This window comes from Aeromonas sp. NJAU223 (assembly GCF_051125555.1).
GTDB lineage: Bacteria > Pseudomonadota > Gammaproteobacteria > Enterobacterales > Aeromonadaceae > Aeromonas > Aeromonas veronii_G.
Window position 1 is genome coordinate 2,205,198 of record NZ_CP144204.1, and the last position, 21,416, is coordinate 2,226,613.

At 55.8% G+C, this 21,416-nt stretch carries 23 protein-coding genes; 7 read left to right on the forward strand and 16 right to left on the reverse strand.

Annotated elements, in window-relative coordinates; translation table 11 throughout:
* Positions 1–87: 87 nt before the first annotated feature.
* Positions 88–1,530 (reverse strand): amidase, encoded by a 1,443-nt coding sequence (locus VZC39_RS10095; RefSeq protein WP_349922243.1) that lies wholly within the window; start codon positions 1,528–1,530, stop codon positions 88–90.
* Between the two features lie 470 nt (positions 1,531–2,000).
* Between VZC39_RS10095 and VZC39_RS10100 the strand changes: the two genes are divergently transcribed.
* Positions 2,001–2,273, forward strand: coding sequence for a RepB family protein (locus VZC39_RS10100; protein ID WP_434668453.1), 273 nt, complete (start codon positions 2,001–2,003; stop codon positions 2,271–2,273).
* Between the two features lie 259 nt (positions 2,274–2,532).
* Here the strand turns inward: VZC39_RS10100 and rsmF are convergent, their stop codons facing one another.
* The 4 genes from rsmF to VZC39_RS10120 all read right to left on the reverse strand — a co-directional run bounded on the left by rsmF (position 2,533) and on the right by VZC39_RS10120 (position 7,945).
* Positions 2,533–3,963, reverse strand: coding sequence for a 16S rRNA (cytosine(1407)-C(5))-methyltransferase RsmF (rsmF, locus tag VZC39_RS10105; RefSeq protein WP_434668174.1), 1,431 nt, complete (start codon positions 3,961–3,963; stop codon positions 2,533–2,535).
* Between the two features lie 142 nt (positions 3,964–4,105).
* Positions 4,106–6,658: an MlaD family protein gene (locus tag VZC39_RS10110; RefSeq protein WP_434668177.1), complete on the reverse strand. Its 2,553-nt coding sequence runs from the start codon at positions 6,656–6,658 to the stop codon at positions 4,106–4,108.
* Positions 6,659–6,714: 56 nt separating this feature from the next.
* Complete coding sequence (locus VZC39_RS10115; protein ID WP_349922247.1) at positions 6,715–7,323, reverse strand: paraquat-inducible protein A; 609 nt, start codon at positions 7,321–7,323, stop codon at positions 6,715–6,717.
* A complete protein-coding gene (locus VZC39_RS10120; protein WP_349922248.1) occupies positions 7,301–7,945 on the reverse strand; it encodes a paraquat-inducible protein A in 645 nt (214 codons plus the stop codon). Before VZC39_RS10120 ends, VZC39_RS10115 begins: the two co-directional genes overlap by 23 nt.
* 254 nt (positions 7,946–8,199) lie before the next feature.
* On the opposite strand from VZC39_RS10120, the gene VZC39_RS10125 reads away from it, so the two are divergent.
* The 3 genes from VZC39_RS10125 (at position 8,200) to VZC39_RS10135 (ending at position 10,582) form a co-directional block, all read left to right on the forward strand.
* Entirely contained in the window at positions 8,200–8,514 is a 315-nt protein-coding gene (locus tag VZC39_RS10125) for a YebG family protein (RefSeq protein ID WP_349922249.1), read from the forward strand.
* Between the two features lie 272 nt (positions 8,515–8,786).
* Entirely contained in the window at positions 8,787–10,064 is a 1,278-nt protein-coding gene (locus VZC39_RS10130; RefSeq protein ID WP_434668182.1) for a tyrosine-type recombinase/integrase, read from the forward strand.
* A gap of 167 nt (positions 10,065–10,231) precedes the next feature.
* Entirely contained in the window at positions 10,232–10,582 is a 351-nt protein-coding gene (locus VZC39_RS10135; RefSeq protein ID WP_434668185.1) for a DUF3653 domain-containing protein, read from the forward strand.
* Positions 10,583–10,630: 48 nt separating this feature from the next.
* On the opposite strand, the gene VZC39_RS10140 is transcribed toward VZC39_RS10135, so the two are convergent.
* The 10 genes from VZC39_RS10140 to VZC39_RS10185 all read right to left on the reverse strand — a co-directional run bounded on the left by VZC39_RS10140 (position 10,631) and on the right by VZC39_RS10185 (position 17,840).
* A complete protein-coding gene (locus VZC39_RS10140; RefSeq protein ID WP_434668188.1) occupies positions 10,631–10,912 on the reverse strand; it encodes a hypothetical protein in 282 nt (93 codons plus the stop codon).
* A gap of 162 nt (positions 10,913–11,074) precedes the next feature.
* Positions 11,075–11,680: a hypothetical protein gene (locus tag VZC39_RS10145; protein WP_434668191.1), complete on the reverse strand. Its 606-nt coding sequence runs from the start codon at positions 11,678–11,680 to the stop codon at positions 11,075–11,077.
* 308 nt (positions 11,681–11,988) lie between these two features.
* Positions 11,989–12,237, reverse strand: coding sequence for a hypothetical protein (locus VZC39_RS10150; RefSeq protein ID WP_434668194.1), 249 nt, complete (start codon positions 12,235–12,237; stop codon positions 11,989–11,991).
* A 63-nt stretch (positions 12,238–12,300) separates the two neighbouring features.
* The gene (locus tag VZC39_RS10155) at positions 12,301–13,503 is read right to left on the reverse strand and encodes a zonular occludens toxin family protein (protein ID WP_434668197.1); all 1,203 of its coding nucleotides are present in this window, start codon (positions 13,501–13,503) and stop codon (positions 12,301–12,303) included.
* Positions 13,504–13,506: 3 nt separating this feature from the next.
* On the reverse strand, positions 13,507–13,821 hold the full coding sequence (locus VZC39_RS10160; RefSeq protein WP_434668200.1) for a DUF2523 family protein: 315 nt from the start codon (positions 13,819–13,821) through the stop codon (positions 13,507–13,509).
* Positions 13,822–13,824: 3 nt separating this feature from the next.
* Positions 13,825–14,952 carry a hypothetical protein gene (locus VZC39_RS10165; protein WP_434668203.1) on the reverse strand — a complete coding sequence of 376 codons (1,128 nt, stop codon included), beginning with the start codon at positions 14,950–14,952 and terminating at the stop codon, positions 13,825–13,827.
* Positions 14,953–15,264: 312 nt separating this feature from the next.
* The gene (locus tag VZC39_RS10170; protein WP_050717041.1) at positions 15,265–15,477 is read right to left on the reverse strand and encodes a hypothetical protein; all 213 of its coding nucleotides are present in this window, start codon (positions 15,475–15,477) and stop codon (positions 15,265–15,267) included.
* Between the two features lie 302 nt (positions 15,478–15,779).
* Complete coding sequence (locus tag VZC39_RS10175) at positions 15,780–16,100, reverse strand: hypothetical protein (protein WP_042653776.1); 321 nt, start codon at positions 16,098–16,100, stop codon at positions 15,780–15,782.
* 26 nt (positions 16,101–16,126) lie between these two features.
* Positions 16,127–17,602 carry a replication initiation factor domain-containing protein gene (locus VZC39_RS10180; protein WP_434668207.1) on the reverse strand — a complete coding sequence of 492 codons (1,476 nt, stop codon included), beginning with the start codon at positions 17,600–17,602 and terminating at the stop codon, positions 16,127–16,129.
* Positions 17,589–17,840 (reverse strand): hypothetical protein, encoded by a 252-nt coding sequence (locus tag VZC39_RS10185; RefSeq protein ID WP_434668210.1) that lies wholly within the window; start codon positions 17,838–17,840, stop codon positions 17,589–17,591. Before VZC39_RS10185 ends, VZC39_RS10180 begins: the two co-directional genes overlap by 14 nt.
* A gap of 124 nt (positions 17,841–17,964) precedes the next feature.
* Here VZC39_RS10185 and VZC39_RS10190 point away from each other — a divergent pair, with 124 nt between their 5' ends.
* The 3 genes from VZC39_RS10190 (at position 17,965) to fabA (ending at position 21,019) form a co-directional block, all read left to right on the forward strand.
* The gene (locus tag VZC39_RS10190; RefSeq protein ID WP_434668213.1) at positions 17,965–18,327 is read left to right on the forward strand and encodes a helix-turn-helix domain-containing protein; all 363 of its coding nucleotides are present in this window, start codon (positions 17,965–17,967) and stop codon (positions 18,325–18,327) included.
* 80 nt (positions 18,328–18,407) lie between these two features.
* Entirely contained in the window at positions 18,408–20,384 is a 1,977-nt protein-coding gene (locus VZC39_RS10195) for a Lon protease family protein (RefSeq protein ID WP_434668216.1), read from the forward strand.
* Positions 20,385–20,461: 77 nt separating this feature from the next.
* The gene (gene fabA, locus VZC39_RS10200) at positions 20,462–21,019 is read left to right on the forward strand and encodes a 3-hydroxyacyl-[acyl-carrier-protein] dehydratase FabA (RefSeq protein ID WP_349922273.1); all 558 of its coding nucleotides are present in this window, start codon (positions 20,462–20,464) and stop codon (positions 21,017–21,019) included.
* Positions 21,020–21,156: 137 nt separating this feature from the next.
* Here the strand turns inward: fabA and rmf are convergent, their stop codons facing one another.
* Positions 21,157–21,336: a ribosome modulation factor gene (gene rmf, locus VZC39_RS10205; protein WP_005315693.1), complete on the reverse strand. Its 180-nt coding sequence runs from the start codon at positions 21,334–21,336 to the stop codon at positions 21,157–21,159.
* Positions 21,337–21,416: the final 80 nt, after the last annotated feature.

Genomic DNA, 21,416 nt, shown 5'->3' on the forward strand with positions numbered 1-21,416 from the left:
GATGTTTATCGGCCATTAGGCGCCCCCGGTATCAACCGGGGGAGGGGCCAGCTAAGCGTAATCATCGTCAATCGCTGACCCTGTCTCTTAGAGTGCCGGGCCTGGCCATTGGACACTTGGGAACAGCGATTCAACCACCGCAGACAAGGCTAATACGCCGCGATCATCCAAGTGCCTGCCCATGATTTGCAATCCGATGGGGCGACCATCCCGAGTGAACCCGATAGGAACAGAGGCCGCCGGGAGCCCGGTAAAGTTTGCCAGTGCCGAAAATGGCACCCAAGCCGAAGGGGACAATGCTTTTCCGGCAATCAGTGAAGGGCCATAAGTATCAATGGGAAAGGCTGCCGATGCCGTCGTTGGGGTGATCAGAAAATCGAAATTCTGCATAAAACGGGCAGTCGCATTTACAATACGTTTTCTTTCGACCAAGGCATGGCTGAATTGATCACCCGACCATGTTCTTTCAAGAATACTGCCCAGCCATCCGTCAATGGCAACCCCTTTATCTTCCGACATTGATATCAAACCAGAGCGATCCGTCTCTAGCGCAACGATCGTATCCAATAACGTTTCATTGTTTCCTATGGCGGGGAATGCCTGCTCCATATTGCCAAGCACGGCTTTTAATCGCATGGCGACGCTATCAACGGCGGCAATGATTTCAGGATCTACCACGGCAAAACCCAGATCCGTTGAGTAGGCAAATCGACAATGTCGCAATGAATCGATGCTTTTTAACGCCCAGTCATCTGATTCAGCAGGAATGGAATGGCGATCATAAGGGGATGGGCCACTGAGGACAGAGAGTGCCAGCGCCGCATCAGCCGCACTGCGCGTCAGCGGGCCAATATGCTCCAGCGACTCCCATCCTGACTGGCCGGGATAGCGCTCATCCCTGCAACCGGGATAAAGAGGAACGCGCCCCCAGGAGGGTTTCATCCCAAACACACCCGACAGTGCGGCGGGTATCCGGATAGATCCACCCCCATCACTTCCCAAGGCAAGAGGAACCATTCTTGCCGCGACCGCCGCCGCAGATCCCGCGCTTGAGCCGCCTGGCGTGAGATCGGTATTCCAGGGGTTTCTTGTCGTAGGAAATAACTTGTTATGACCGACTGCCCCATAACCAAATTCCGAGGTATTCGTTTTACCCAATATGACGGCACCTGCTTCTTTCAGGCGCTGAACAACAATATCATCAGTGTCAGGAATAAAATCTTCGTACAATAATGAACCGAACGTGGTACGAACGCCTTTGGTACAAATTAAATCTTTGACCGCAACGGGGACACCGGCCAAGGGGCCGACTGGCTTGCCGGCTAATATCAAATCATCGATATGTTCGGCCTGTTGCCTTGCGCCATCGCCATCAACCAAACAAAATGCGTGTAATTCAATATCGTATTTCTGAATGCGTTGGAGTGCCAACTCCGTCACCTCTGCTGCCTTATATTCTTTGCGGGCGATCGACGCAGACAGGTCACTGAGGCTAAGTGCCAATGGCGATGTTGGTGTATTTTCAAACATATTTTTCCCATTCTCGCTGTCACATGTTGATAGGCAGTATCATTGATTTTTATGTGGGTAGGAACCTTGACAGGTATCAATGGCCACTGACTCCATCATTGTCTTGAAACCATCCTCTGCATTTGCCAGAGCTGGCGCAGGGGGCAAGAAGCAATATACGTCTGCGTCATTTAATGGGGGCTTTACCGACGCGCCAATCGTCATCGTCAGTGAAACCGGATGGCCATGTTTTGGCATCACCATTTTTCTGAAGCGGGGCATGAGGACTTAACCTTTACAGCCCAACTGCGTCAGGGCCTTTTTTATGTTAAATTGCATCTTGTTGATCCAATGGTATATTTAGCCGTCCCCCTGAACAGCCTTCACGCTCTCTCTCGGGGGGAGGGCAGCGGCAAGGAAGCACTTCTTTGCCGCCCGCAATATGCGAAGTGAGAGATAACAGTCACGAAACCTGAATGTTGCAAGGTTATATGAGCCAGAATATCACGCCAGAAAAAACGCTTTCAGAGCCGCAGGACAATGCCGAGCGCCAGCGCCAACATGTGAAGCGCAAGCAGGAGAGTCACAGCCGGTTGCAATGCTGGATCAGCAATCGTCACGCCGAGCGGTTGCAGGAGCTCGGCCAACATCTCGAAGACAGCCAGGCCTCTCTCATCGAGCAGGCCATCGATCTGCTCTACCAGCACGAACTGGTACCCAGCTATCGCGAAGCAGAGAGCCCCCTCCCGGATCCGGTGGAATAAGGATTTCTCAGGCGGCGATCTTCATTCGTGAGGGCATAAAAAAAGCCAGGTACGAATTCCTTGTACCTGGCATAGGGGAATTGGCTCCTTGCAGAGCCGTGCGCTAACGGGTGTGCAGATAGCCTTAAGCGTAGACAAGGCCCGAGGCATTTCAAGATCTGACTAAAAGTTCAACCAGAGTGTAGGTTTTTCAGACTCGTTCAGGTTTAGCATCAGTCTGTGACGCCATCGAACCAACCCCAGCCACCTGCATCACCACTCACCCATTGAACAGGTTGTTGTCGCGCACCAGCTCACGGGGGAGGGCATTCTTGACCCGACTGCCGACCCATTTCCCCATGCCCAGCGGCTGTCCCTGATAACGGACAATCACTTCACCGGATCCTGCTGCCTGCTCCGGCCAGACATCCCGCCCCATCATGTACTCCCGCGCATTGTTCGCATCCAGCTCTACCACCCCGTGAGTGGCCGCGCCACCATAGGCCAGTGCCCACTCGTGGGTCAGGCGATATCCCTTCTTGAAGGTTTCCGCCAGCTTGATGCCGATGCGATCGAAACGCAACTTGCCCTGCAGCTCCCCGAATACCTCGGGGAAGAGCCAGATCTCATCGTTTCGCCCATAGAGCACGCCTCGGGGCGCGACCCCGAAGTTGGCTTCGATCTCCCGCACCATGGGCTCACTCTCTTTCGCCGGCAGCGGCAGATAGGGGAACTTGCCGAGCTTGCCCGGTTTGAACAGGGTGTTGGGCACCGAATGGTGTTTGCGAAGACGGGCGACAAAGAAGCCTTCGCTGTCGAAGATCTGGGGCCAGACATGCAGATAACCCTCGGCCGTGCAGGCCTTGTCCGCACCGGGAAAGAGGTCCGCGAGCGAGTCAAAACTCAGGGCATCGCCGAATTTATCCAGCAAGGATTGGCAGATGGCCTGGTTCTCCTGGGTGCTCAAGGTGCAGGTGGAGTAGACCAGCACGCCGCCGGGTTTGAGGGCATGGAAGGCGCTTTCCAGCAGTCCGGCCTGCACCGCCGCTATCTCATCGATGCTCGCCAGGCTCCAGTTGCGCAGGGCATCGTCGTCCTTGCGCACCGTCCCTTCACCGGAGCAGGGGGCGTCCAGCAGAATGGCGTCGAAGGTCTCCGGCAACCACTGGCCAAAGACCTTGGCATCGAAATGGGTCATGCCGACATTGGTCACGCCGCAGCGCTGGATGTTGGCACTCAGCACCTTGAGGCGGCTGCTGGAGTATTCGTTGGCCACCAGCATGCCCTGATTGTTCATCAGTGCCGCAATCTGGGTGGTCTTGGATCCCGGCGCCGCCGCCGCATCCAGCAAGATGCCATCCCGTTTGACCTTGTCGCTGGCAAAGAGCGCCGTTACCGGCAGCATGGAACTCGCCTCCTGGATATAGAAGAGGCCGCTCAGGTGCTCGGCGGTGTTGCCAAGGGGCACGCTTTCGTCCTCTCGACTCAGCCAGAAGCCGGTCTCGCACCAGGGCACGGGATCCAGCAGCCAGCCAAGTTGCTGCATCTGCAAGACAAATTCAGGGACGCCGATCTTGAGGGTATTGACCCGGATGCTGCGGCGCAGCGGTCGTCGACAGCTCGCCACGAACTCATCCATGGAGAGGTGATCGGGCATGATGGCAGCGATATGACGCAGGAAGTGATCGGGGAGGTAGGTGTTGTCGTGCACGGTGCAATCTCGCGGACCCAAAACAAGGGGCGACATCTTATCACAGGGAGCGCTCCCTCTTCAGGCCACTTTCATGGCGAAGCGACCCTCCGATCAATAAAAAAACCGGCCAGAGGCCGGTTTTTCTTCAAGCTGGGGAGGATCAAGGCTGGATGCGGGGACTCCACTCCAGCCACTCTTTCTCCGCCTTGCTGTAAAGGGGATAGCTGTGGCCACCCTTGACGGTGGGCCCCATCTCCCGCTCCGGCGTGTTGAAGGCGATGCCACCGGCCAGCAGACTCTGCACGGTTTCCACTTCTATGGTGCCGCCGGTGAGGCCGATGTCCGCCTTAACGCCGGAGACATTCCAGAAGCGGCTGTTGGCCCGCACCAGATGGGCATACTCCTTGTCGACGCTCACATCGATCAGCACCTCGCTGCCATCGCGGGCCAGGGCGACCCGGGTCACGCTGCCCACCACCAGCTTGCGAAACAGCAAGGGGCTGCCGACGCTGATCCCGCTGACGGAAGGGCTCTTGAGGGTCAGGGCCAGGCCGGTGGGGCCGCTTTGACTCAAGGAAAAACGCTCCTTGCCGGCGCCCTGGCCAGGGCTTGCCTCGATGAAGGCGCCCTTGATCAGGGTGTCGAGATGAGAGACGCCCCCCAGCCCCAGCTTGGCCTGTACCAGGGTGAAGCGAGCACCGGATTGCAGGAAGCGATCGGCATACTGGTTGTCGAGCTCCGCCTTGAAGCTCACCTGGCCGAGGGAGGGAGCCAGCAGTACCTGCTCAATCTTGCCGATGTCCACCCCACGATAGCGGATGGGACTGCCGACCCCCAGACCCGGATTGCTCTCGGCCACCAGGGTCAGCGTTCGCACCTGGGTTTGCGCCTGCTCCTTGCTGTCAAACAGCTGGTGGCTGCTGCGGCCGGTGCCGAGGCGGTCAAACTCGATGGCCCCGCGCAGCAAGGTGGCGAGGTTGCCCATCTTGACCTGCACGCCGTCGAGCCGGATCTTGCCGTCGATGGCCGCCTTCTTCCAGAACTGGGGGAGCTGCCTGAGCAGGGGGGCATAAGTGGCATCGATCTCGAGGGCGATCTCGACCCCCTTGGCGTCGGCCTTGAGCCCCTTGACCCGGCCCGCCTCCAGTCCCAGATAGAGCACGGGGGAGCCGATGCCGATCCCGTCGGCCTGGTCGGCCCGCAGCAACCAGCGCTCCGGTTTGGCATTACGACTGCCGAGCAGCGCCAGCTCTTCGCTGGGGTAGAGTCGATCGATCCGCTCACCCGAGGGCGCCTGAACGAGCTTGATGCCGCCGCCGAGCCAGGCGCTGGCCGGGCTGGTATCAACCTTGATGCCCGCGAGGCTCGCATCGATCTGCAAGGGAGAGGCGCGGTAGAAACGAGCTCGATTCAGCAGAGCGCGATGGGCCTCTTCCACCCGCAGGGCGACCCTGGCATTGCCGCTGGCATCCAGACTGAGCGGCCCCACCTGACCTATCTGCAGCCCCTTGAACCAGAGCGGGGCCCCTTCACTCAGACCCGCCAGATCGTCAGCCTGCAGAGTCAGGAGGATGCCGCCCACTTGTCCCTGGCTCTCCAGGGTCATGGCATGCACTCGCTCACCGGCCACGTAGTCCAGGCGAATGGCGGGGCCGGCCAGCAGGCGATCCGCATGCTTGAGGCCGGAGGGGGAGAGGGAGAGCGCTTCCCACACCAGACGGCTCTTGCCGGTCATCCTGAAGGCCTGCTCCGGATTGATCAGAGCCGTCACCTCCCGACCCTGCTGGGTCAGGCGGATGGGGTCGATGCGGCCAATCTCGATGCCCTCAAACAGGATGGGCATCCCTCCCTTGATGGGCAGCGAACCCGCCTGGATTTGAATGCGCTCACCGCGCGCCGCCTCGGCCAGCCCCTTGTAGAGGGTGAAGTTCTGGCCCTTCGCGGCAGAGGCTGAGCCCTTGGGAGAGTCGAAGGCGATGCCGCCGCTCAGTATGGAGGTGAGACTGCCCGCTTCCACCTTGACCCCTTCCAGACTGAAGGAGCCCTTGATGCCGCTGATGTTCCAGAAGCGGGTGTCGGTCTTGATGAGGTGCTCGAAACGCGGTTCGATCACCAGATCCAGGATCACGTTCTGGTTCTCCTCACCGAGGCGGGTATTGATGACACTGCCCACCTCCAGCCCGCGGAAATAGATCTTGGCACCAATGCCCACTGACCCCAGGGAGTCAGCCGTCAGATGCAGGGTGCGTCCCTGGGCCTGATAGCCGGGGGGAGGGCCGTCAATGGCGTCGAACTCATCCTCTTGCGGGTTGTTCTCCCGCCCGGGTTGCAGGTTGATGTAGTTGCCGGAGACCAGGGTGTCGAGGCCCGAGATCTCGGTGAGCGACGCCTTGGGGCTCACCAGCCAGAAGTCGGAGCCCTTGCGGATCAGCGGACGGGCGCGGCTGTCCACCTTGGCCAGCACGGCGATCTTGCGGCCGTCGGCGGCGAGCTCCAGCTCTTGCACGACGCCGATGGCCACCCCTTGATAGCGCAGCTGGGTCTTGCCCGGCAAGATGCCGTTGCCCTGGGCAAAGTTGATGCGAATGAGCTGACCGCTGTTGCTCCACTGCTGGTAGAGGAAGCCCCCCGCCAGCAAGAGTGCGATGGCGGGCAATAACCAGACTGGGGATAACCAGCGATGTTTCTCAATGACGGGTTCAGCCCCGATCATACCGACTCCTTACATTGGCCGTGGTAAACAGCACATCCGATACAGACGAAAATAGACTAGCGAGATGCCTTGTCCCATAACAGGCGGGTATCCAGCATCCGCGCCGACATCATGGTGAGCACCACCACGCCGGCGAAGGCGGTGGCGCCGGGGCCGGCCCGCACGTTGAGCAACACGCCCCGATCCACCAGCGCCACCATGAGGGAGATGACGAAAAGATCCAGCATGGACCAGCGACCGATGAAATCGATGATGCGATACATGATGAGCTGGCGTTTGCGCCGCACCGGCTTGCTCCGTTGCAGTTGCCAGCAGATCCAGCCCAGCCCCAGGATCTTACCGATGGGTACTATGATGCTCGCGGTCAGCACTATGGTGGCGATCCCCGACATCTTGCTGCGATAGAGCGCCATGATACCGCTGAAAATGGTATCGGACTGCAGTAATCCCTTGTTGTAGAAGTGGGTGATGGGCAGCAGATTGGCGGGCAGCAGCATGAAGGTGGCGAGCGCCAGCAGCCCCCACGACCAGGCAAGGGATCTGGGGATACGCATCTGCAGATGACTGTGACAGCGCGGGCAGCTCGCACCGCTCTGATAGCGCACCAGCAGGCCGCAGGTGTGGCAGCGGCAGAGCCCGAGCTCACGGGCGCTGGTCTGACTCATGGGCCGGCTCCTGTGAGGGGGTGTGCAGGGCAATCTTCTCCCAATAGGGGGAGGGGTCGAACAGGATCAGCAGCGTCATGTTGAGCAGCATCAGGATCCCGAGGCTCAACAAGCCGCCCCCCAACCGCACATCGGCGATGTCGATGAGCTTGAACAGGGCGACCAGCAGGCTGACGATGTAGACCTCCAGCATGGCCCAGTGGCGAAACACCTCGACGAGTTTCAAGGTCGGCGCCAGTATGTGCCAGCGCTTGGCAAGGCCGGAGGCGAGGGTGAAGATCCCGAGCAGCAAGCCCGTCGGCGCCAGAGCGGCGCACCAGAGTACCAAGCCCGCCACCCAGAATTCGCGCTCTTCAAACAGCACCAGTATGCCCTTGAGCAGGTTGGCGTCCGAGTTGACGCCCGCGAGCCGCAGGTAGATGAGGGGCTCGAAGAAGGCCGACGGCAGCAACAGCAACCCCGTGATGGTGAGCGCCATCAACTGGGAGGATCGAAAGGCGTAGCGCCCATACAGGTGCTGATGACAACGGGGACAATGGGCATGACGGCGCAGCGGCAATAACTTGCGTTCGATCAGCAAGTCGCAGGCCGGGCAAACGGTCACGGAACGGGTCTCCGACATACGATTCAACCTGTTGAAGGAATTGACAAAATTTACCCTAAAACCAGCCAACTGTCTTGCCCGGGCAACGCCTTGCCCCAAGAAAAGTGTGTCGGCATGTTGCATACCGGGAGGATGACGCGTCTTGTCCGCCCGTCATCAGGATCCCGCCAGGGCCTAGATGATCGCCGTCAGTGCCTTGGAACGGATAGCTGTTTGCAAATACTGTATATCCGTACATATAATTATCTCACTATCATGAGGAGGACGCCATCATGGCCGTTGAGATCAAGTATGTAGTGGTGCGTGGGGGAGTGGAGAAGATGACCTTTACCAGCAAGAAAGAGGCGGATGCCTATGACAAGCTGCTGGATACCGCCGACGAACTGATGACAGTGTTGGCCACTGCGCCGGTGGAACTGACCCCGGAGCAGCAAGAGGGGCTGGCCTTCTACCTGGCCGAGCAGCGGGATCTGCTGCAAAGCGTCTTGCGAGGCGGCAAAGGGCAGGGGATCCCCGCCAGGGATGAGAAAAGCGAGGCTATCTCTGCCGACAAGCCCAAGGGTAAATCCCTCAAGAGCGTGGCCTGAGGGGGAGGCGGGTAGCAGAAGCCTTCACGGGGAGAGAACTGGGTGGTTTATTCAGATATCCAGTTTTTAAATTCATTTTTGTTGGTATTTACCCCGAGAATTTTCCAACTAACCTGCATATTCATTGAATAATAACGCTAGCGCGGTGATGGCGGTGCCACCAAGAGGCAGGCCCGCATTGATCCCGCCAAGCCGGGCAATGATGCCGATAGCCCCATTTATCGGCATCAGGCTCGGACCCTGTCACACCTTATTTCAACAACAAGAACGCCATGACTCATCCGTCTCTCCCCCCCGCCATGCCACTGTTCGATAACCTGCGCCATCTGGAGGCGGGCAACCCGCTGGTCAACCAGTATCTGGCCAATCTCAGCCTGGGGAATGTACCGGATGCGGGACTCGTCTATGAGCTCGCCGTCGACTGGCTGCTGGAGCAGCGCCACAGCGAAAACAATTACAAAACCTATCGCAGCGAGCTGACCACCTTTTTTCACTGGTGTTTCGCTGAGCTGGCCATCAGCCCCAAGGATCTTACCCGGCGCATCATGATGCGCTATCTCGACTACTGCCAGGCGCCGCCGGCGACGCTTATCGCTTATCGCAACGTCGCCCAGTTCGTGCAGGACAAGGAGTGGGGAGAACGGCTGCCCAATCCTCTATGGCGGCCATTTCTGGGCAAGCGGGAACTGGGGCGGGAGCTGCCATACCGCTTAAGCGAGCAGGCCATGAAAACCAAGCTCGCCATCCTCTCGAGTTTCTTTCAATTCCTCGTCCAGGAAGAGTACATGGATCGCAATCCCGCCCTGTTGCTGCAACGGGTCAATAGCCCCGTGCAGCCGCAGCAGGAGGAGCAGAGCCAATCCTTTTCCGAACTGCAGTGGACCTATGTCATGCAGGCGGCCGAACAATTGGCAGAAGAAAATCCCGCTCAGCACGAGCGAAGCAGATTTCTCATCTGTCTGATGTACGCCTGTTATCTGCGGATCTCCGAGGTCGCCGCCAGACCCGGCTTCAGTCCGGTGATGAGCCAGTTTCGACGCGACGCCAAGACGGGCGTCTGGGGCTATTTCATTCCGCGCAGCAAAGGCGGCAAGCGGCGCACCGTGGCGGTGTCACAGGCCTTGCTGGATGCGCTCAAGCGCTATCGCACCTTTTTAGGATTGTCTGCCTTGCCGGCGCCTGGCGAACAGACACCGCTCTTCATACGCCACAAGGCGGCGGCTCACGGTCGTGAACAAGGTGAGCTCAATGCCAACCTCGGGATCCGTCAGTTGCGAGAACTGGTGATGGCGGTACTCGAACAAGCGGCTCATCTGGCCGAACAGGATGGCTTTGCCCAGGATGCCGCCGAGATGCGCAGCTTGACGCCGCACTCCATCCGCCACACCGGCATTACGCATGACATCAACTTGAATGGCCGGCCGCTGTCCCACGTACAAGCAGACGCAGGCCACGACAGCATAGACACCACCTCCAAGTATTTGCATACCGGTCACAGCGAACGGCACGAAAGCGCCAACCTCAAACCGCTGGACCATCTGCACGAATGAGCACGCGACAAGACACCATCAAGGTAATTCACGAGCAGTACCGATGCCTCCCTCGATATAGCCCCCACCAAAACCGCGCATAATGTCCGGTTTTGTTAAATGCCCATCTGAAACCTGCCGATAAGCCAGCCCATGCAATTTTGCTGGTTTATCAGGTATTTACTTGGATGGAACGAGAGTTGACCAAAAACTTCATTTTTCGATGGTTCGAGTGCGGTTTATCTGAGGAAGAGACGGCAAATTTATGTTTCGTTTCTGTGAGGCAAGTCACGAATTGGGACAAGGGTAAAGAGATCCCGCCTGTCTGTAAGCGGCTTATGCGGATGGCATCAGGGCGGGAGCTGCCCACCATCTTCAAAGCCTGGGAGGGCTGGCGGATGAAGAATGACTGCCTTGTCGCCCCTAACGGTGTGACGTACGACAGGAGAAGGATTGAGGCCATGGCCATCATCCACGCCGAGCGTTCGGAGAAGCAGAAAGAGACGTTTTACTGGAGGAAAAAGTTGGGCGTTAATTAGACAGAGAAGGGGGCAAACCCCCTTCTAAATAAAAACTACACAGTTAGATTAGCGCCTACCTGTTGCCTTCATGAAATCGATGATCTCGCGCATCAAAGCTGTACGCTCATGGGCTACCTCACGCAAGCCACTGCGCTCTCCAATCTCTGCAACCTGCGCAATAAGTTGCCGCATGTTCTCTTCATTAAATTCATAACCGTGATCAGTGACGTATTGCCCGACGAACTGATAAAAGTAATCTTCATCTATAGCGTGTGAAGTGTGCCACGTCTCACGATCAAGCCACGCCTTCAATCGCTTCATGCTCTCATTAGTTAGAGCTACTGCCATCACATACCTCCTTTTGAACAGGGCCATAAGTAGACACAAAAACAAGTGGGATTCAATCATCACCCAAAAAGGAAGTCAATGGCTTGAGGATAGAGATGCCACGTTTGATCTAGATGAAGAATTCCCCCCGTATTACTACACGGGGGGGCATGTTAGCCCCACCTAGTGGACTAACTCATATAGCGTCCCCCCTAAATCCGTCTCAAACCTCTTAAACTGCTCTGACATGCCATCCAGGTTACCCAAGTATGGCGCCATGCTCATGGTCGGAATTTTTACGCCACAGACTTTGCTTGTATCTTCAAGAGTCTCTTTAGTGTCCAGCGCATATAAAATTTGATTAACGTCATTAAGTGTATCGCAACCGTCTTTTATATCTTGAGCCGTCCCCAATATAAGTAATCCAAGCCCAATATAAGGGGTCGCGCGAAAAGCTAACTCACCTACATCAGTTGAGACATTCCTTACTGTTCTAATTGCGATCTTTCGAGATATGTTGTTTATTACCTTGATTTTACTGGAGTAACTTCTCGCATTATATTTTAGCTTATTATTATCTTTGCGAAGAGATTTATTTTCCGCTTTTAATTTAATATTTATCCGGCTAGGGCCGTTAGCTAACAGGCCTTCAATCGGAACCTTCTCCAATAAATTTGAAAACCAAGAGTGATAAGCTGAATTAGTAATAAGAAATATATTGCTCGCCATCATAGAAAAAAATGAGGCATATATTAAAAGTTTCTTTATCATAAAAATACCGCTAAACATCTGATATGCCCATCGATAGTGACATGACTATCAGTTAACCTCAGTGATCAAGATCTCACCATCTGAATTTGACCTGTTTGGCTCTATATCCATTCAGAACCTGAGAACCTCAAAAACCGGTTTAGCAGGGAAGGGGGTATTACAGCGTTTGGCGCTCAATGTCGTGAATCACCCTTGGGAGGCAGACACTTGGGGGGCATAGGTCCTCGGTACGCAAGCGCCCTCCGGCAAGGCGCTTATCATGGTTCGCGCAGCTCACCATATGCTAATGGGCTGCGGCATCTTATAGGGGCTCAGGCCCCTGCAGTTCAGTGGTTATCCTTAAGACGAGCGGCGGCAGCACGAGCACGGCGCTTAGCACGACAGTATACCTGCCATCTCTCTTCCAGTTCGATGAGTTGCCCTCCAAAGACCCACAACAGGGGAGGCAATGAGAGCAGCACAACCAGCGCAACACAGGCCCAGCGCACCTCAGCGGAATACTCAGCATTCATCCCCAGAGCGACCAGGATGGAAATATCCAGGAAAACAACGATAACGCCCAGCACCGTATTCATTCTGAAACCTCTGTTTTTAACCTAAGAAACCCACTATCGCGGTAGCAATATCCGGCCACCTTGTTATGTCCGGTCATCATTGGGTGCCGCCTTATTATCCCGACCCGCGAAGAGGGCAGCGTTGACCCGTTTGCGCAGTGCATCCCCGTCAGGGTCGCAGTACACATCCACGGGTTGCCCCTGGTACTGGATCACCGCATGGCAGGCCGTCATCGGCTTCAAATCGACGAAGTATTGCGGCCACTCCTCGGCATAGATGGCTTGCTCGTCATCGCCCTTACGCAGGGCAAAGCAGTATTCGACGCTGTAGACGTCTCGGCTGCTCTTGGTGAGCACATGGCAGTTGATGATGAGGCGATAGCCTGCGAACGGGCCTACAGCAAGGACGCCATCAGCAGACGCAGCAGGAGCGCCGCTAGGACGTACATCAGCAGCGGGCGAAGCACCCACCGCATCAGGAGCCTCAGAAGCGGTAGGAGAGGACGCAGGGGCCTTAGCAGGAGCATCAACATATTCAGGCTTGATGAAACCAAAGTATAAACAGAGTCCCCACACCGCCAGAATAAAGAGAACTTTAGGATCTCGCAGTACCGAGCTGCCTGCGATTGTATCCGAGACTTTACCGGTTGTAGTCGAGTCATAAAGCTTGAAAACATATTTCGGCACCTTGTTGAATGGCTTGGCCTGCAGCACATCGGATATAGAGCTGCCGGAATTATCGGAGAGGTGAAGCACGGTCTTATAACGGCCACCAATCCCCAGTACTGCCATATTGGTGTGACGAATGGCCGTCTCGGCAGCGGCGCGGATTACCTGGTGAACCTTTTTGATGTTCGGCGTCGTTAATACAAAGTCCCAGTTATGGTGACGGTGCATATCAAAGGCCACCTCAATGGTTTCCGGTCGGCCTTCTTCCTTGGCTTTATCCGGCCCACCAGGAAAAGCGAGTGCATCCAAATCGCTCTGGCGCCAGGCAGGCGGAAATACCCGTTGCACTTCATCGACCAAGAAGAATGCCCCTTTGGGTGCCCAGTGATAGAACCGCGCCAGGCGGTCGCGGCCTTCCTGGGATTCCGTCTCGATATAGAGCACCTCAAAGCTATCCGGCACCTCTTTGCCAAGCACCTCACGGCAACGCTCCACCGAGAAGCCCCGCACGTTGGTAACGATAAAGCGGCCCGCCTTGATAGCCGGGATCACATCGGTATGAATAGCACCGGAGGACTTATAAGAACCAGGGGCGCCGTGGTGAATTTTAATGGACATGGATCACCACCCCATCATATTGAGCAAGAGACGGGTCACAAACGCCTGCGTTATCACTGACAAGCCTTTGTCCAAGTGCAGATAAAGCAATATGTCTCGCACATCGCTGGGCAGGTTATTAAAGGACTGCGAGATTAAGTCACTGAATTGCAGGTTAATCAGGATTTCCCTGGCAACGTCCCAGGAAAACATCAGCATAAACAGCTTGAACTCAACCCACTGGATCGCCAGCTTCACCACAATCCAGGCCGTTACCTGGACAGCAAGGTTATAAATGTCATTGAATAACCCGCCAAACAAATCGCCTAACCACTCCATGATTTATCTCCTGGCAACAATCATCAATGCGAGAAAGTAAAATACGAACATCATGATGGCCGCTAACGCTTCCCAATAACCGCCCACCGATGGACATACCGAATAGGATTTACCGAATAGCGAATACATCTCGAAGCATTTGGGCACCGAACCTGAACCGCTCAAATCGAATTTAAATATTTCGGCCACTTCATCCTTTACCGCCTTGTATTTATCTTTCAGCTCTTCTTTTTTATCATCGTACTGTTTATTTATATTACCCAGGTCAAACGCGCAATTATCACCTTCTTGGCACAAGCCGGATTCATATTCAGCGCCTGCCACCTGTAACGGATTACCCGCCGCACCTGGTATTTTTGAATAATCAATCCCCGCACCACCTTCACCGCCAGAACCTTGACCACTCCCCAACGACTCTTTAATTGCGGACAAGTCACCCGCCATCTGAGTTTGCAAATTCGTCTGCTGTTTATTGAAATGTTCCAGCATGGGAAACATAGGAGCTACACTATTAGAAATCCCCGTGAGCTGGCTATTAATAGCACTCAGGTTTCCAGGCGTACCACCCCACCAACCCATGGCCGTTTGCATCATGTTTTTAATCGCCGCCGTGTCACCCGACGAAGAACCACCGCCACCACCATTGCCCAGGGCATTAGTGATATTTTGAAGCTCACCACCCAAATAAGAAATATCCTGCCTCATATCAGAAAGCTGTTTGGTTCGCGCAATATCCTTGTTGTTCCAGAAACCAGGGTCAAATACTGATTTTTCACTGAGAGATTTTAAATGTGCATTCATTTCATAAAGTAAGGGGCCATAGCTCCCTGCGCCACTATTCATCCCTGACGTATTTTGGGCAATTTTAGCCAAATCTTTTACCATAAAAGACATTTCATATCGGGTAGCGACGTCCGCTTGCCCAACCAAGTTTTTTAAACGTTCGATATTCTTCGAAACAGAATCAAAGCCAGGGGCTAAATTAGCACTTTGCGAATTGCCCACCCACATTGCAGGCGCATGATACATAGGCGCATTAGGGCCAACGTCCCCATTATTACCGCCACCAGTCTCCCCACCGCCATCACCACCAGTGCCACCGAGTTTGCATTCAGCACCCGTTGTTTGCATGGGGCCTTTGGATCCATCGTTCGGAAACTCCACACAGATTGACGTACAGTTAACCTCGCAGCCGCCCAGGGTAGAGGACTCCCATTTCACGCAGTACGGCAACGCCGTGCTGATTGGCACGTTGGATAACTGGATACCCGCCGGACAGCTAGCCAGCGCCCCCAGCGGCACCAGGAGCAGCAAATAAAGGACTCTCACATGACCCCCAATAAAAAAGGCGACCGGAGCCGCCTTGTGTCATATCGAAAACGATGATCTGTAGCCTTCGACAAAGAACAAAAACCACAGCGTCCCGATGAGCAGGGACATGGCTTAGGCCTTGCGGATAAGTCCGAGGAGGATAACGCAGCCCACCACAGAGGCGACGACCATCATCACCTTGGGAGCCGTCATATCCACATCGGATTTAGCCGCATCCAGAGCCGCAGCAGCAGCGGCAGCCGCACCACCTTCCGCCGCATTTGCCCCCACCGCAGCCAGGGAGCAGGCAACACCGATACAGCCATTGCGGAAATAGTTTTGCATTTTCGTTTATCCTCTTTTTGCACCTACGATTATTCGGGCAATTGCGCCCACTTTTAAACCTAAAGCCCATATAACAATGCCAGAGCTAAAGGCTATTCCTACCTCCGTCATATCAAACTGAAACCAGTTGGATATATCGGTGAGTTTGGAATGCTCCTGAATGGTCAGGAGCACATATTGACAGTTATCCGGCTGAGCGAGTTTGGTATATCCCTCAGCGGTAATATCTAAACAGAGCATATTCTCGCGCTCTCGTCGTCGGTCGCTGCGCGCCCTCGCTCCTCCTCCTCACGCGCGGCGGATTAAAGGGGCTTCTTGGTTGCCTGGAACGCAACGACGACGTTGCGGGTCGGATTACTGGGGTCGGCTTCCAGGACGAGATCCACCGCCACCAATTTCGGGCAGTCGGACAGCTCTTTAATGGTGGCCGCATCATTGCGCAGCGCCAATTGGCGAACCTCATAGCCCCAGGAGGTGATATTGCATTCCGGCTTGTTAACGTTATTCGCCGGAGCCAGGTATTCCACCTGGGCGAAATCATAGGGCACCGGAGAGCCAGACTTACGGGATACACCATAACCATGGGTCACACGAGTGACCAGAACACCGGACAGAATAGACATGTTATTTCCTCGTTGAAGAACCTTTTTTAGGTCGATAGCAGCATATAGTCACCCGATATAATATCGGGCGGTAATGGCATTCTTAACCGCGCTGGAATATCCAACGGTTCCAGGTGCGCTGTTAATTGGTTAACGATCTTGTCAGGGGAAAGCCCCTCAATATTCGCTAACCAATTGACAAGGCGGCCCGCCATTCTCGACATATTGAATACCGCATTATCCCGTGAGGTTTTAAAGCGGTTCTTAAACGTGGTAATACGAATGGGCTCATTTTCCACCTGGGCGATTTGTTCTAACCAGGAAGCAAATTGCGGATACATGCCCGCGAAATAAGGGTCAGGGTTTATCAGCACATCCAGGGGAATGACGCGATCCTTGTTGTGCAACTCGCCTTCGGCCCGCACCCAGTTCGGGAAGTCCGCCGACTGCATCTGTTTGCCTTTCTCATAGATGCGGGCGCACTTGCCATTGATGCGGCTGCCCACGTAGAAGGAGCAGCCCTTGGAGGGCTTGAGGCCGTAGCGTTTGACGATGCCCTTGGCAACCTCGACAGGCACGAACTCGCCGGACTCGATAGCCATCCAGCAGGGTGCCTTGCCCCGTTGCGGATGGAACTTGCCCGCCTTGGCCGACTCGACCGCTTCCAGGTAAGAAATGGTCTCTCCCTGGTAATCGTCCAGGGCGAGATCCACCCGGGTGATGCGAATACCTGGAACGTGAGAGATAACATCGTGCAAAGCCTGGAGATCCAGGGCGGCACAACCCACGCCGGAAAAACTCACCATGCAACCATGGTTCGCCGCCCCCCAACCAATAAGGCCACAGGGCAGACCATCACACAGCAAGTCGGCAGAGTGGGCGTAACCGTGTAAGCCGGAGCGGCGATCCCGTTTGCTGAATCGCGGGGCAGGGATGGGCACCCCAATCCGTTGGTTCAACTCTTCCAGCCAGAGATCGATCTCGGCGCAGCAGAGGGCATCCAGGAACTGGACACCGTAGCTGTCGATCATGTCGTTGTAGGTCTGCCAGTATTTCGCATCGGGCACCACCTCAAACTCGGAGAAGTCGAGGAGGGCAGTACAAACACTTTTCAGCTCGTTGCGCATGTCGGCGCGGGACTTGTAACCGGAGTGCAGAGCACGCTCCATCATTTCCGTCATGGAGGGCGTACACACAGGGGAGGGGGCGGGCACCGCCAGCGGCTTGGGCGCGACCTTCTCGCACAGGCGCTCGCTCACCTTGTCGAAGTGGGCGAGGGGGTTGAAGCCGGCAGGGCGCTTCCAGAGGTAGCGCAGGCCATCGACCGGCAAGGCGGAGAAGGCGGCCTGGATAGCCTTGTTGCTGGTCTCAAAGCGCGGGATGGCCTTGAGCAGTGCGCCTTGCTTGGCCAAGTCGGTCATTCGGCGCAGCTCTTCGGGAGCCCAGGTAAACGACAGATAGTCGATCAGGGTTTTGTTGCCGATAACCCCATTTATCGGCATCACGGAGTTATGACCAGTCATCAAAGAACACTCCCTGGTCATAGAAGCCTTGCCAGGTCTCTTCGGTGACCTCGACCAGCTCAAAGGCGGTGTCGGGGTACGTCATGACCAGGTAGATCCGCAGCTCGTGCAGGTCGCGGAACATCTCGACTTGACCCGCCACAGACGCGGAAATGTCGCCCGTGGGCTCATCCTGCCAATAGACCTTGCGCTCCAGGAACGCAGGCAAATCGGTTTGTTGTGGGCTAAAGTGGGTCATGGTTCACGCAATCAAATGGTTGGTTGATTGCATTCAATCATTTGATCGGTTGAATTGATACAAGGCCTTTTTCGCCAAAATGAGTATGATGGGCCGATTGTCGAACTACTCAGGAGACAGAAACATGGACTCTAAAACACTGATTGAGGCCTACATGAGGGCCAAAAAGTACAGCCAGTTTCAGGAAGTCGCCGCCGACCTAGGATTTACCAGCTCTTACATTTCCGCAGTGAACAAAGGAAAGTCGCAACTCACTGATGAGACTGCAAAAAAACTGGCCGAGGAAATCGGGCTAGATGTCAGTGAAGTACTGATAAGCATGGCTGCAGTGAGAGCCACAGATCCTGAGTTGAAAAAGGCTTGGTACGACACTTTGGCAAAGTACACCAAGGGCACCAGTACGGCGCTAGCCCTTGGTATGGCTGTCCTCCTGGCGCCTAATCCCGGGCCTGACCCAACCGCGCATAATGTATATTATGTTAAATGAAGTGTTCGGGTATTCTGTTTCCACCCATTGAACTGTGTATAATGGGAACCATTGATCCTATCCCCGACCGGATGTCTTAAGTGGCTGAATTAGCATCAGAACAATTAAAACCCGCTTTCTCGATCGAGCAGTTTCCTGCCCTGAGTGAACTCGAACCTATCCCTTTCGCAGCCCTGCAACCCAGGGCCATTTCGGGCATCAAGAGACTGGCCAGTTTTGATGGTGACTGCCCGGTCATGCTGCTCAACGGATTTCCTGGCGCGGATTATGAACATGTCTGCCAGACGCTGATCGCCGCCTCCAACGGCAAGGATGGCGATCTGTTCGATCTTTGCTACACCGAGAACCTCAATAACCCGTTCAAGCCTATCTGGCTACGTCTGCAACCAGGCACCGGATTCGAGTTCTGCGAGATGGTTGGTGAGCTGCTCAAGCTGATGAGCCATCATCTGGATGCCGAACGATTGGTCACCCGCATCATCCGCAAGCAGGAAAACGACCCCAAGATCGTGGATTTTCTCTCCGATCTGGCGGCCCATGTCGCCCAAGGGCTCGAATTCCAGCATCCGGTGCTCATCAACCTGTTGATCCATCATGAAGAGCAACAGGCGCCGATCGTTTACGGTCGGGATCTGAACTGGGACACCCTGTTTGGTTCCATCAATTACCAGACAGAGCAAGGCTCTGTGTATGCCAACCAGCACCTGCTGGAGCCAGGCCTGATGCGTGAAGCCAATGGCGGCTATCTCATCTTGCAGCTTGATGAACTACTGGATCAGCCCCATCTCTGGTTCAAACTCAAGAACGCCATGTTCAAGGGAGAACTGGACTGGAACGCCTACCAGGAAGGCAAGACTCTGACCCCCTTCTTCACGCCAGAAGCGACCCCTATCCGGTTCAAACTGATCCTGGTGGGAGACCGACTGGAAGTGGCCGAGTTCCAGATGCTGGACAGAGACATGTCGGAGCGCATCTTCTTGCGAGCCGATCTGGTCTCCGAAGTGGAGATTGAAGAGGATCTACCGGCCTTCCTGCAATATTTGGCCTGGCTGCGGGAGCGTTGGGAGCTGCTGGACTTTACGCCGGCCGCCCTCCTCGCTCTGTGCCGTCATGCCAGCCGGTTGTGCGATCATCAGGAGTGGCTCGCCCTGTCAGAAGTGCAGCTCAGTGCCCTCATGCGCATGGCCGACAGCCTGGCGCGGGAGATGGAAGCCGACATCGTCACCGACGAGCACATCATGCTCGCGCTGGAGGAGCAGGATTACCGCCTCAACTATCTGGTGGAGCAATCCGATCAGGGGGTCATCGATGGCCAGATCCTGCTGCAGACCGATGGTGAGGAGGTCGGCCAGATCAACGGTCTCTCCGTCATCCAGGTGGCCGGTCATCCCTACGACTTCGGTGAGCCCGTGCGCCTCACCGCCACTGTTCACCTGGGGGATGGCGACGTGGCAGACATCGAGCGCAAGGCGGAGCTCGCCGGCCATATCCACGCCAAGGCGATGATGATCATCCACGGTTACCTCTCCAACAAGTTTGGCGCAGAGAATCCCTCCCCCCTCTCGGCCAACCTGGTGTTTGAGCAGTCCTACCACGAGATTGACGGTGACAGCGCCTCCCTGACCGGCCTGTGTGCCCTGCTCTCCGCCCTCGCCCGCCAGCCCATCTATCAGCACTTTGCCGTGACCGGCGCCGTCGACCAGTTTGGCAATGTGCAGGCCGTGGGGGGCGTCAACGAGAAGATCGAAGGCTTCTTCCGGGTGTGCAAGATCCACGGCCTCACCGGCAAGCAAGGGATACTGCTGCCCGGCACCAACGCCCAGCAGCTCAACCTGTCCGACGAGGTGATTGCCGCCGTCGAGGCTGGCCAGTTCCACATCCATCCGGTGGATCATGTGGAGGAAGCCATCGAGCTGCTCACCGGCTGCGTGGCGGGCGAGCCTGACATGCCGGATACCCTGTTTGGCCGGATCCAGGAAAGGCTGGATGAACTCAATGGCACTGCGCCCAAGAGCGGGCTGCTGCGCAGTCTGTTTGGCCGCCTGTTTGGCTTGTAATAAAGAGATCGGAGTTGTTTAGCGAACAACTGTACGCTAAATTGACCCGGCTTTGACCCATATGAAGGATAATCAGCGTGACCCTAGATAACGACACCAATCCCAGCCTTTCCCTGTGTGAACAAGGCAAAAACTCGTTTACCCGTGAAGAGCTGCTCGCATGCAGCCGTGGCGAATTATTTGGTGAAGGTAACAGCCAGCTCCCCGCCCCCAACATGCTGATGATGGACCGCATCGTCAAGATCAATGACAACGGCGGTGAGCATGGCAAGGGCGAGATCCTGGCCGAACTCGATATCACGCCGGATCTCTGGTTCTTCGACTGCCATTTCCCGGGTGATCCCGTCATGCCCGGTTGCCTGGGGCTCGATGCCATGTGGCAACTGGTCGGCTTCTTCCTCGGCTGGAAAGGCGGCCCTGGCAAAGGCCGTGCTCTGGGTGTGGGTGAAGTAAAATTCACCGGCCAGATCCTGCCGACGGCCAAGAAAGTCACCTACAAGATCACCTTCAAGCGCGTCATCAACCGCAAGCTGGTGATGGGGATCGCCGATGGCGTAGTCGAAGTGGACGGTCGTCCCATCTACAGCGCAACCGACCTGAAAGTGGGCCTGTTCAAGGACACCACCGCCTTCTGATGCGGGTTGAACATCGTGCAAAAAGGGGCCCTCAGGCCCCTTTTCCGTCTCTGCGCTCATCCATCTCTTGATGCGAACGGCAATGTAAAGGGGCCATCGTGGCCCCTTCCCTGTTTCAATGAGTGATGAAGTATCAATTACTTCATGAAGAGGCCTGAGCCTCGCCCTTCCATGGCATCGCGCCAACCACCAAGCCAATGGCCTCTGGCATCCAGGCATTGATACGGACAGGCTTCTTTTTGTTTGCCGACAACGCCAGCCTGATAACCACGAGCGCGAGCTCTTTCCAGACGGTCCCGTTTCTGTCTCTTCATCATCTACGACCCTCTTCGTGGAACAAAAAAAGCGACCAAGTTTTCACCGGTCGCTTTCATCTTTACCCCAGGGGGGGAGCAGG